The 12176-nt window shown below is 49.4% G+C and carries 10 protein-coding genes and 1 pseudogene; 3 read left to right on the top strand and 8 right to left on the bottom strand.

The window, feature by feature from the left end:
* Positions 1 to 86: 86 nt before the first annotated feature.
* The 5 genes from EL645_RS39900 to EL645_RS38510 all read right to left on the bottom strand — a co-directional run bounded on the left by EL645_RS39900 (position 87) and on the right by EL645_RS38510 (position 4244).
* Positions 87 to 1655 carry a M6 family metallopeptidase gene (locus EL645_RS39900; RefSeq protein WP_126557646.1) on the bottom strand — a complete coding sequence of 523 codons (1569 nt, stop codon included), beginning with the start codon at positions 1653 to 1655 and terminating at the stop codon, positions 87 to 89.
* A gap of 479 nt (positions 1656 to 2134) precedes the next feature.
* Positions 2135 to 2335, bottom strand: coding sequence for a hypothetical protein (locus EL645_RS38525; protein WP_126557645.1), 201 nt, complete (start codon positions 2333 to 2335; stop codon positions 2135 to 2137).
* Between the two features lie 461 nt (positions 2336 to 2796).
* Positions 2797 to 3363, bottom strand: a complete 567-nt coding sequence (locus EL645_RS38520; RefSeq protein WP_126557644.1) for an SRPBCC family protein — start codon at positions 3361 to 3363, stop codon at positions 2797 to 2799.
* Between the two features lie 26 nt (positions 3364 to 3389).
* Positions 3390 to 3704, bottom strand: coding sequence for an ArsR/SmtB family transcription factor (locus EL645_RS38515; RefSeq protein WP_126557643.1), 315 nt, complete (start codon positions 3702 to 3704; stop codon positions 3390 to 3392).
* Positions 3705 to 3851: 147 nt separating this feature from the next.
* Positions 3852 to 4244: a VOC family protein gene (locus tag EL645_RS38510; protein ID WP_126557642.1), complete on the bottom strand. Its 393-nt coding sequence runs from the start codon at positions 4242 to 4244 to the stop codon at positions 3852 to 3854.
* A gap of 424 nt (positions 4245 to 4668) precedes the next feature.
* Between EL645_RS38510 and EL645_RS38505 the strand changes: the two genes are divergently transcribed.
* Positions 4669 to 5211, top strand: a complete 543-nt coding sequence (locus EL645_RS38505; RefSeq protein WP_126557641.1) for a COG4315 family predicted lipoprotein — start codon at positions 4669 to 4671, stop codon at positions 5209 to 5211.
* Positions 5212 to 5363: 152 nt separating this feature from the next.
* Positions 5364 to 5903 (top strand): NADPH-dependent FMN reductase, encoded by a 540-nt coding sequence (locus tag EL645_RS38500; protein ID WP_126557640.1) that lies wholly within the window; start codon positions 5364 to 5366, stop codon positions 5901 to 5903.
* A 99-nt stretch (positions 5904 to 6002) separates the two neighbouring features.
* Here the strand turns inward: EL645_RS38500 and EL645_RS46175 are convergent.
* Positions 6003 to 7243 (bottom strand): annotated as a pseudogene (locus tag EL645_RS46175) (phospholipase C).
* A gap of 192 nt (positions 7244 to 7435) precedes the next feature.
* Positions 7436 to 8923 (bottom strand): IS66 family transposase, encoded by a 1488-nt coding sequence (tnpC, locus tag EL645_RS38485; protein WP_126548577.1) that lies wholly within the window; start codon positions 8921 to 8923, stop codon positions 7436 to 7438.
* Between the two features lie 391 nt (positions 8924 to 9314).
* Between tnpC and EL645_RS38480 the strand changes: the two genes are divergently transcribed.
* The gene (locus EL645_RS38480) at positions 9315 to 10046 is read left to right on the top strand and encodes an SDR family NAD(P)-dependent oxidoreductase (protein ID WP_161978045.1); all 732 of its coding nucleotides are present in this window, start codon (positions 9315 to 9317) and stop codon (positions 10044 to 10046) included.
* Between the two features lie 271 nt (positions 10047 to 10317).
* Here EL645_RS38480 and EL645_RS40320 read toward each other — a convergent pair whose 3' ends face one another.
* A complete protein-coding gene (locus EL645_RS40320; RefSeq protein WP_161978044.1) occupies positions 10318 to 12072 on the bottom strand; it encodes a hypothetical protein in 1755 nt (584 codons plus the stop codon).
* Positions 12073 to 12176: the final 104 nt, after the last annotated feature.

Raw genomic sequence — 12176 nt, 5'->3', positions numbered from 1 at the left:
GCGCGCCCGAACTTTTTAATATTAATAGCGCAACAGGTGCGAAGTTCGTACCTGTTGCGCTATTAAATGCTTTCTTAACCCTAAGGCTAGTTACTGGCTAACGCTACATCATCCACATAGAAATCGGTCGGATTCTTACTACCATTGGTCGCTACGAAGGCAATCTGTACTTTCTGCCCTTTGTAGGCGCTGATATCATAAGATGAGCTTTGCCAGCTATCAGTAGTGCTGCCATCGCTCAGCTTTTGTAGGGTGCCCAGGACAGTTCCGCTCGTGTTACGCACTTGAATAGAGAGAAAATCATACGAATGTGTGGTCTCAGTTGTGTTTACATACCAGTAGTAGCTCAAAACGTCTGATGTGCTGCTGGCTGGCAAAGTAACTGTCTGATAGATGCTATCCTGACAATTATTGTATCCACATAGATATGCCTCGGAAGAACCAGTGTGGGGATTGGATGAATCGACTATCTCATATCCACCACTGGAGCTCTCAACCCAGGGAGAGCTACCGTTCTCAAAACCACCATTCTGCAATAGATTGCCGCTCGGTGTTGGTGTTGGTGTAATGGTGGGCTGAGGAGTTGGTGTAATGGTGGGCTGAGGAGTTGGTGTAACAGTGGGATGCGGGGTCGGCGTACTGGTTGGTTGCGGCGTTGGTGTGCTTGTTGGAACTTTCGTTGGCGTTGGCGTTGGTACGGGTCCAGAACCACTTGAAGCTAACCATTCCGTTCCATTGGGAAAGAGAATATTATCCTGGGCTGCAGGATCATTCCAGCCGTTGTAACAGGTGTTGCCAGGAGAACAGGTACCGTCATCAATCGCTGAGCTATCGCCCATCGCCAGCACGCGACCGCTTCCATATGCACTGCCAGCAAAAAAGACTCCAGTTGTGCCTGTATTTGAGAAACCGGCACGATAGATAATACCATGGGCAGCAGCATTGTCCGCGGTATTCAAAGTTTCGGTCGTGCCATTGCGAATAATACTGCCCTGCGCGGTCCCAAATGGTCCGTTTAAGAGGGGATCTGGATTGGGCGTATCATTGCTGGGGTTTTCAGAAGCGATGTTCAACACATCAAACTGTATGCCAAAGATGTCATTCTTGATGCCGTTGTTGTTCATCAGGTCATTGAAGATATGGAGTGAGTCGGCGCCATCATTGTTACGATCACTGCCATTATGGTCAGCAATCATAAATAGACCACCACCATTTTTCACAAAGTTGAGGATGGCAGTTTTCTCGCTGCTTGTGAATAAGGTGTTGGGCTCGGGAAGTACGAAAGCATTGAAGTTACTCAGATCTTGAGGGTTGCTGCTATTTCCATAGGTGATTGCGCTGGTGTTTGTCTTGAGCGAATAACGACCAGTCTTCTGCAATGCAACACCCCAGGCACTTATTCCCCCGGTCCAATCTGTTTCTACCTGGGGATTTGCGTTCTGGGCCAGTGGATCTGGCTGGCTGGTACTGATAATCCAGTCAGCGTTGCCCGCTGTTTCAGCATGCGCATTATCAAAAAGTACCTTGTATGTGGCCGCGGCATGAGCGACATGGGGGGACGACGATTTTGGTGCAAATAGAATGGTCCCCAGACTGAAGAGAAAAACAAAGAGGAGAACGAAGAGCATGCGTAGACGTACATGTGGTTGCGACATGGCATCCTTCCTTTTCGCGTCATGTTTGAACCCATGCAATATGAACACATACGTCTGCTTACAACTATGTGTCATATCCCGCAGGGTCACTTTTCTTTTCCGTTCCTGTTGTTGGCAGCAGACAGGAATCACAGTGCGGAGAGTTGTGACGAGCAAGAAAAGTGTATAGTGTGTACTTTAACTTTTCCCCACTAATAGTATAAATGGTATTAGCAGGAAAAATCACGCTTTAAATGGGGCAATTTTTGGCTGAACAACAAATTATAAGCTTTTTTAACAAAACTATCCTGAATGGACATATGCCTTTTAACAGTTTAGCAGTATGTTAACAATCAGTAACAGTAAGCACAGCTTCAAGTTTAGTAATATGCAGATCGTTATACTTATCCAATTAAATACACATCATAAAATAACTGACCCACTTTCACAAATGGGTCAGCCAGCTAAAGACAATCTATTCTTGCTATCCACCAACAACTCTACTCTTGATATCCACTAACAATAATGATGCCCTGTCGAGCGATTTTATTGTCCAGTTTGAATGTGTCGGCTGCGCCAGGAGGCAGGGGCTGAGGATTGAGACCGCCCTGTATCTGCTCTAATTGCTCTTCCGTTAGCTCCTGCTCAGCAAAATCGCTTTTGTTCATGTTCTGCTTGTGCTCTTCGTTTATTTTCTTCATGGATCATACTCCTTTTTTAATGAGTCACTGTATAAAGTAATGCTCACCTACTCATATTATACACAGCTCTTCTGATATGAAGTATGATCTACTTCACTAAAACTTGCTCTAACACCTCACTATATCAGAATATGTCTGATCTTTATGATCACCGCGCTCTTCACGTCTGGGTTTGAGCGCCAAAAGCGCTCAAGAAGTATTTTTAAGTGGTGCAAAAAGTGCGCAAAGCGCACTTTTTGCACCACTTAAAAAAAAACCGGGCGCGCCAGCGCACATCCGTACAGGAGCGGCATACTTCCCATGATGATGAGAGTAAGACACATTCTCAACAAGTTAATCGATGGTTACAAAGGTTGTAAAATCTATGATAAAGTGCATGAAGATAGCATAGCCATGAGTAGCGGTAGTCACTACGATAGTGGTAGCAAAACCCGGGTGGTTAGTAATCGGGAGTACACGACTCAGGGTTGGGCGACATTCGGTGGCACGTTCGGATCTTTGGTACCGAATTGCTGGGCGTACTCTGAATTGAGCCGAGGCCACTCGAACTTCATCGCCTCGCCAGCAACGATGCGGCCGATGGGAGTTCCGCTGAGAAGGTGGTCCAGAACATCGAAACAAATGTGCCATCCGGCAGCACCCATTGAGATGAAGCGGCGATCGATGTTGTGCCACAGCGTCAGGCGCGTGCCGCCACCCAGGGCTTCGAGTTCCCACCTGATATCGTTGCCACCCCAGTTGTACTCAAGCACATTGGGAGGGTCGGCACGCGTCACCCTTGTTTCGGAAACCTGCGGCGTGGGCGCTCCTACCGTGGTGAGCTTCACCGTGCTTCCAACCGTACCCAGGCTCCCATCGGCATCAAAGGGAGCCCACTCGCGCAGATGCGCCGGCTCGGTAAGCGCCTGCCAGACTTTTTCTGGCGCGTGGCGCAGCTCTCTAACGAGAATGAGCGTCCACTCCTCTCCATTCTTTTGTACCTGCGCCCCATAGGCCGGACCCGGTATGTACTGCTCGCGATCTATCACCTTTTTCTCCTTGTCTTTCTTTTTGTTTACGTTGATTGATCCATACGATCGAGGTGGCGTTCGAGAGCATCCACGTGAGCGGACCAGAACTGACGGAATGGAGCCAGCCAGGCATCCACCTCCTGAAGCGGTTCAGGTTTCAACCGATAGAGACGGCGCTGTGCCTCCACCGTGGCTTCCACGAAACCGGCCTCGCGCAGCACGCGCAGGTGCTTTGACACGGTCGGCTGCGACATATGAAGTTGACGCCCGATCTCTCCTACCGACTGTTGTGACGAGGCCAGGAGGCTCAATATCGCGCGGCGGTTCGGCTCCGCAATGATTTCGAACACAGATTCCATTTTCTTAGAATACTCCACAGAGCATATACGTGTCAACGCATATAGCAGCAGATCGTCCACGGCGGCCAGCGAAGCCCGGGAAGGTGGTATACGGTAGCGCTACCGTATACCACCTTCCCGGGCTGCCAACCTGCGGAACAGCCGCCCTTAATAGCGTGCCAGCTGCGTGAGTTGAATGAGGTTGCCGCAGGTGTCGTTCAGCATCGCAATGGTCGAACCAGTCACATCGGTGGGCGGCATCGTGAACTCGGCGCCGCGAGCCTTGATCCGCTCGTAGTCGCCCTTGACGTCGTCGGTGTAGAACATGATCGCGGGCTGGCCTTGTTGAAAGATCGCCTGCTGATAAGCGCTGGCCGCGGGGTTGTTGTTCAACGCCAGTTGCAGCTCAGTGCCGTCCGGCTCCTCGGGCGAAGCCACGGTCAGCCAGCGAAATGGGCCCTGACTGACATCGGCCTTCCTGGCAAAACCTAGTACCTCTGTATAGAAACGCAGGGCCTTGTCCTGGTCGTCCACGTATACGCTAGTCAGTTTGATTTTCATCTTCGTTTCTCCTTTGTCATGTTCGCGGTTCGGGCCGCGTCGTCTTCTCCGTATCTTCCTTGTCCATGTTGACTGATTCCATGCGATTGAGGTGGCGTTCGAGAGCATCCACGTAAGCTAACCAGAACCGGCCTCGCGCAGGTACTTTAACACGATCGGCTCCGCAATGATTTCGAACACAGGTTCCACTCCCTTAGTATACTCTACAGAGTATATACGTGTCAAGGTATATACAGGCAAAAAGCCCCGGCCAAACGATTTCAATCGGCGCGCAGAATGCACCATCCGATGCGTTTTTTTGGCGCTACTCATGTAACCTCTTCACGTACACATTGATAGAGATAAAACACCGCTATATAAACGCATTTCTACTAAAAAACCATCTTTGTTTTTGATCCTTATACACGAGAGGAGACCATAACTGATGTTCAAACGTACTTTATTGGTTTCACTTATGTTTGCGCTGGTCGTGCTACTGGCGGCCTGCGCTAACCCGGCTTCAAGCAGTTCTTATCAAGCTCCAAGCACTGGTAATAGCAATAGTTCACAAACTACCAGTACCCCCACGGCCGCTGCTACCACTGCAGGACTCATTGTCAAGACGGCACAGGCACAGGTCAAAGGCGCATCTCAAACGATCTTAACTGACGCGCAGGGCATGACTCTCTACTACTTCACACCCGATACGTCTACACAGGCTACATGCAACGGCGGCTGTGCCGCTGCCTGGCCTCCTGCGCTGTTCCAGGGCAGTGGTACGATCCCTCATGCGTCGTCGCTTCAGGGAACATTAAGCCTGCTAAAAAATGGGGACAAGTCCCAGATTGTATATAATGGCCATCCACTCTACACATTTTCAGGTGATACCTCAGCAGGTCAGACAAATGGTGAAGGGGTGGGTGGGAAATGGTTTGTTGCTGTACCAGATCTCAAACAGCAGGGGACGCCGACGACAAAAGGATATTAAAGATAGAAATCTCATAAACATCCCTTGACTTCAAGTCTACTTGAACATGTACACTCCAGCTAGACGTTGATCAGTCACTTAGAAACAATACTAGCGATAAGAGATACTCTGTTCGTGTGAGCAGGGTATCTGCCCGCGAAAGGGAAGCGTTTATGAGAATCCTGGCTATCTCTGGCAGCCTGCGCGCCAGTTCCACCAATACACGGCTTGTACATGCTATTATGCGCCTGGCACCTACTGAGATTGAATTTCTTATGTATGAAGGATTGGGGGACCTACCTCACTTTACACCGGATCTCGATGGAGATAATCCACCACCTTCAGTCCTTGCTTTACGCCAGCTACTTCGAACTACTGATGGTGTGCTCATATGCACGCCAGAATACGCTTTTGGCGTGCCAGGCTCCCTCAAAAATGGGCTTGACTGGACCGTGTCGTCAGGTGATTTTTCAGTTAAACCGGTGGCTGCTATCAGTGCTTCTCCTTTATGGGGAGGAGGTGATAAGGCGCACGCATCTTTACTGCTAACATTGACCGCTCTGGGAGCCAATATCCTGGAAGAGGGGAAGATCATTATACCAATGGTGAACAAAAAATTGGATGCCGAGAGCAATTTATTGGACCCTGCCCTGGTAGAAAATTTGCAGGCGGTCTTTAAAGCATTTCAGCAGTCAAACAACCAACAGGCTTAAAAAATTCGCTTGTATCTGAAGTAGAACCTGCTCTAACAGGTTTACTCCAGATACAAGCGACCAACCTGCAACCTTATATCGTTCTACAAGATGGGAAGATCAAAAGTTAAAAGCTTCGTAGAAGTCGCCAAGCTGAGCAAGGCCATCGCGTGGTGGGGCTGGAGGCCCATACGTATTTCCCTGGGCAGCATCGTTATTCTGTCCAGGTGTGTTAACATCAAATTGATGATTAAGACTGGCCAGTGTGGGAAGTCCAAAACGGCGCTCGATAAACTTCAGGATAGAACTATGCTCGTATAATTGTCCGGATACATAACCGCGTCTGGCATAGGGTGAAATAACTAGTGTAGGCACACGGAAACCCAGGCCATAGGCATCTAATTGCGGTGGGGCAACATGATCAAAATAACCGCCGCCTTCATCATAGGTGAAGAAGAGTGCAGAGCTGTTCCAGGCACTTGAATTCATGAGGGCCTGAATAATCTGCTTCATCTTACTCTGTCCCTGCTGAATATCTGCGGGTGGATGCTCGCTGATGAGCGATTCAGTGATGAGGAATGAAACCTGGGGCAGTGTGCCGTTCTTTAAATCGTGATAGTAAGAGCTTTCTGGGAGATAGAGCCTGGGATCATATACCCAGTTTTTAAAGTAGGCTAGCGCGTTGTAGCCCTCGAGTTGGGTTGGTAAACTGCCGGTGCCAAGACCGAGGTTGTAACACTTCCAGCTGATGTTATGCTGATCAAGCACGTCTGCAATCGTTGGCCAGTCGAGTTGCCCACCACTTATATTGTTGGTGGTGTTGCCACCACTGGTGCCACTCCACAGCGCCAGGCGGTTGGGGTCGTTGGGCCAAGCTGGTAACAGAAGTAGTTTCCACATAAGGTAAACTGATCGGCAAGCGAGTAATAGAACGCAAGGTCAGAGCCATCGTAATAACCCATGGCACCAAAACCATCAGTTGTATACACGCCATTCATAGCCCCGTTATTCCACTCGCTATGAATAGATTGCCAGGAATGCGAGACATCATTGCTAATAGGCAACGGGAAATGGTATGGCCGTACGGAGCCACCATTGCCATCTGGTTGTGAATAATTCTGTGGAATCCCAAAGGCTCCTGCATTGGGATAGTGCCCGTAATACTCATCAAAGGTACGATTTTCCTGACAGGCAACCAGCACATGATTAATAGGATTAGACGAAGCGCTGGCATGCGCAGACGTCGACTGGGTCGCAGCGAGGATTCCTTCAAGGGTAAGGCTAGCCCCGGCGACAGCGCCGAACTGCTTTAACACCTTACGACGGGATTGACGTTTGATAATCCATGGCTGTTGGTCCATATATCTCCTTATAAAGGCGGTAAATGTATTTTTCTACGAAGCTGCATCTTGTAATGCCTCTTCGCGCAAAAGCCCCTATAAAGATAATCATATAAGCTATATATTTATTTGTTGTTAAGGATTTTGCAAATAACTGGTTAATAAAACGTTACAGTACTGTAATATGAGCTCGTTACTTTGCTTATTTCGTAACTACTCAGTAGCCCATGCAATGGGGAAAGGAGAACCAGCAAAAACCGCAGCAATGGCAGCAAGCATTGAGCGCCCCTGCTTGCGCATGGTTGAAAGATAGCTGCGAATGATGCAAAAAGCCGTAGCTCCATCGTCACTGCGGAAGGTTCCGGAAATCTTTTGCTGCACTTTCACCATGCGTAAATCTCGTTCGGCGAGATTGTTGGTAAAAGGCACAGACAGGTCCTCCAGAAAACCCAACACTTGATCAGCTCGCTTTAAGAGCGCATCGAGCAGATTCTTGGAGGCTTCCTGTTTTTTGCGTCCTTGTCGTTTGGGCTGCAGACTTCCTGGGGGAGGGGCTTGAGCGGCATGCGTGGCAAAGCCAGCGGCCAGAATGGCAAAATACTGGGCAAGCCACTGCTCCCGTTCGGGGGTGGGGACGGCGCTCGCTCCTTGGAGGCGCCAGCGATCAGCGGCTTGCTTCATCGCCAGCAACAGATCGAACATGGCTTGTCCCCAAGGCTGCTTCTCCTGTTCGGCGACATACAGGCAGTCGCGTAGCAGGTGGGCTCCGCAGAGGCTATGGGTACAGAGGTAGCGATCATAGCTGGACCAGCGATCATGCATGGAGCGGCCCTGATAGTGTGGCCAGATCCCAATCTGCTCCAGAGCCTGATGCCCTCGTTTGCGATGCCAGGAGTACAGGGTGAGCCAGGGAGTCGCATTGAGATGCATCCAATGCAAGATGCCTTTGACACGCATCCCCGTTTCGTCAGCATGTTGCAAGGGGCTGGCCAGCAGTAAGGTTTTGATCCGCTCGATGCTCGACTCAAGGGTCTTGGCTGCCTGAGCAATCCAACGGACCAGCGTGCCTTCGGACAACTGACACCCGCACAGATCAGCAAGAGCTTCACAGGTGCGTTGCAGTGGCACCAGTTGAAAGTGGGAAAGATAGACCGCCAAGGCTTGGACCTGCGGGCCATACTGGACAGCAGCATCGACGCCTGCCGGAAAAGACGCCTGCGTCACATGCTGGCAATAGGGGCAGCAGATTGCTTGTCGGCAATGCTCCTCGACCAGCAAACGCCACGTGGGCAGATCGTGGACTTGACGGCGTTCGTTGGTGATAGCTGCCTCCTGCTCAAGAGGGTACTGACATGCTTCACAGTGCGTTGGACGATGAAGCACGACGCTATCAGGAGTCAATGCTTGCATCAGGGTATGACCGTGGTGACCGGCTTGTCCACCGGAAGTCTTGCCGCTTTTGCGCCGCTGTTTGCCAGGTTTGCGACCCAATCCATCACTGGAAGGAGGTTTACTACTATTATGACTATCTTTTCCCAATCGCCGTTCAAGCTCTTCAATGCGCAACAAGGCACCTATGAGCAATCCTTCGAGCTCTTCGATCCTGCGATCTTTCTGCTCTGCTTGCTCTTTGAATGCCTCTGCTTGCTCTTTGAGCTCTCGGTAGGCTTTCTGAAGATTTCTCACTTCTTCTTCTGTCATGCTCTTAGTTTATCAGCTTTGTCCAGCTTTTCTCAAGGTACTGAGTAGTTACCTTATTTCTATAAAATTTATTTTCTCTTATTTATCTCTTCTCTCTACTGCTGAGTTAATTACATATGGCAATGGCAGTCACTCCACACCCTCCAATTCGGCGCCGCCGGCGCCAAAGAGAAACATTAAATATCCTGCGGCAACAGCAGTATATATGATTTTTTATGGATATTATGTTATGATAATCGTTGGAGGCACAGTATGCTGCTGGTTGCTCCTTACCTTCCATGAGCAGCCGGCATACATTTATCGCGCTTATACCTCTTGCATACACGCTCTTCAAAACTGCATTAAAAGTATGCATATACAAAACCTACGAAAGAATAGGATGGACCTGTTTATGTCAACAATAGTCCTTTTTCAACAGCGCTATGGTCAATGGGCTTTAGTCACGGGGGCCGCTTCCGGATTAGGAAAAGAATTTACCAATCAGCTCGCCGCACGGCAACTTAATATTGTCGCCGTTGATATACAGCCAGATAAACTCCAGCAACAGGTTTCGTTCTTGCAACAGCAATATGGGGTACAGGTTAAACCATTGCTAGTTGACCTGTCTGATCCGGCATTCCTTGCGCCAGTACAACGCGAAACGGCTGAATTGGAGATAGGCCTGGTCGCTAATGTCGCGGGACTCTCTTCCGTTGGACCACTTCTGGATATACCTCTGGAGACGTTACAACGGCAGATTGCGATTAATTGTTATGCACCATTGACGCTATCACATCACTTTGGGCGCTTGATGCGCGAGCGTGGACGGGGAGGTATTATCTTCTTTTCATCCGCATCAGCCTTGCAGGGTACCGCGCTCGTAACAAATTATGCGGCTACCAAGGCCTACAATTTGATCCTGGCCGAGGGCTTATGGGATGAGTTGCGTAGTTCGGGCGTTGACGTGTTAGGCTTTGCGCCAGGAGCTACCAATACGCCTGGCTTCCACCATGCCAAACCACGCTATACGGCCATTCCAATGCCTTATATGGAGGCTGCGCCAACCGTTGCTGAAGCTATCGCCGCCCTTGGACATACCCCAGCAGAATCGCCGGACGCGGTAATAGAGCCGCGGCCTTTTTGAGCACACGCATCCTCCCACGCAAGCAGGCCGTCAAAATGTTTGGTGACAATATGAGAAAACTCTATCCGCATCATACCCAACCCGCGCGCAGTGAGAACGCTACCCCCGGGGAACTTGAAAGCAAACATTAGTAACTTGCTCGTTCACATATCCCATTCAGGTTGTGCAATAGAGAAGCAGTCCCTTCTCCATCGCACAACCTGAACACTTTTAGCGAGTACCGTAGGTGCGAAGTTTCATATCAAAATTGTATATGACCTGGCTAAGACTTCTAATTACCATGCAACTTGATCTGGAAGTAGATCTCTTTGGTAAAGTTGCCATAAACGCCATCAATAGTATCACTTAAGGCATTTCCACTTCTGGGTACGGTAAAGGTTGGTGAGTGACAGAAGTCATCATCCGAACAACCAGGTAGTTTAGAGATATCAAGCTTTACTACCGGGGCCAGATCAGTACCGTCGGTATCATTATTGGTACCGGGATAGACGTTGAGGGTTTGGCCATCTTTACTCATACTGATCAGGTAAAAATGACCTTTGCTATCCTGGGTAATGCGCATCTTTTGGCCGTAATCAATATTTTGCTTCACATCCTTCACAATCTTACCATCAGCGATAATGACATGATGCGGCCCATCATATAAATTATTGTAGAGGATGTGTATCCGGCCATAGCTATCAATATAGCTATCCGTCAGATATGTCACATCATAGTCACTATTGTTCTTTGGCTGTACCTCGACTACTGGGAGCTGCTGGAGGACTGGATTCGTTACGTCCTTGATGTAAAAATACTTAATGGCGTTAAAAATATAATTGAAACCTGTAGACGCGGGCAAGCCAAGTTCTGGCCGTTCGACATCGCGCATAGCCGTGATCGTCAGGTCGCCATTATTGCCGGGGAAGAAAAAGGCATAGGTATAGCGATAGTCAAAGGTGTTGGTATGAAAGGTCCACTTCTGCGTGGTCGAGGAATAATAGGACCAGAGAAAACTACCTGGCTTATCAGCGGCCGTCTGGAAAATAACCATATCACCTTTGGCATTAATACCGCTACCACTATAGCCTTGATCTTGAATCCATGCTCCAGCTATCTCTTCACTCTGAAAGGTCTTGCCCAGATCCTTGGAATAGAGATGGACTAATTTTCCCTGTGTGCCCGGCCAGGTGAACAGATGGATCTCATCATTAGGTCCAACAAGAATATTGATTGGCTCGCTCCCTGCATTGCCACTCTTTAATTCTTCCCAGTTTCCACTCAAGTTCCGGTGCATCAAATGCCAGTTGCGGTTTTGTAGATCCTGGCCCGCATCGATATAGACGGTGAAAATATCTCCTGTGGAAGTGCGTACCAGGCGGTTTTTTTGTACGCCCCAACTATTAGGAACATACACATTATCCTGTCCAAAAGCACCACCAGTGACCTGTTCCAACCTGGCCAAAGCAGGACTACCAGATACAGGCACCGGTACTACTGTTGGGGTTGGTGTCGGCGTATCTGTTGATGTTGGCGTATCCGTTGGTGTCGGCGTGTCTGTAGATGTCGGCGTATCCGTCGGCGTTGGTGTGTCTGTAGATGTCGGCGTATCCGTCGGCGTCGGCGTCTTAGTAGCCCCTGGAATAGGAGTGGGATTCTGGACTCGCGTCGAGGTTGGTTTAGTAATAGGAGGTGCTACAGGCACAGAGTTTGTCGTGGGCGAAGGATATACCTGCGATATAGGTGGATATGAAGGTTGGGTTGGGATAGGAGTTGTTGTATCTGAGGGGGGATAGCCAGTTGAGGTGGGATCGCTATTGGATGGGGTTGATGTGTTCGCTTCGGTTGGATACGTAGGAGGGTCGGTCGGCGATGAGGTGGGTCCACCTATATTTGTCTGCGTCGATGTAACACCCGGTAAGGTCGCGGATGGGCTGCCGATCGAGCGGATTACACTGGCCTGCAGATGTCGCAGCAGCGGCTCACTGGCGCGGGCCGGCAATAATTCACTAGAAGCAGCTACAAGCGAAATCAAAAAAATAAGCAAGACTAACACGCATGCGACTAAGAGCTCACGTTTTTTCCATAATAATGGAAACGCGAGTGGTGTATTTTTGTTGCTAGATAGTGGTCTTCTACGTCTAAAAATAT

The organism is Dictyobacter kobayashii, assembly GCF_003967555.1.
In the GTDB taxonomy this organism is placed as follows: Bacteria; Chloroflexota; Ktedonobacteria; order Ktedonobacterales; family Ktedonobacteraceae; genus Dictyobacter; species Dictyobacter kobayashii.
This window is presented reverse-complemented; position numbering and strand designations above follow the sequence as displayed.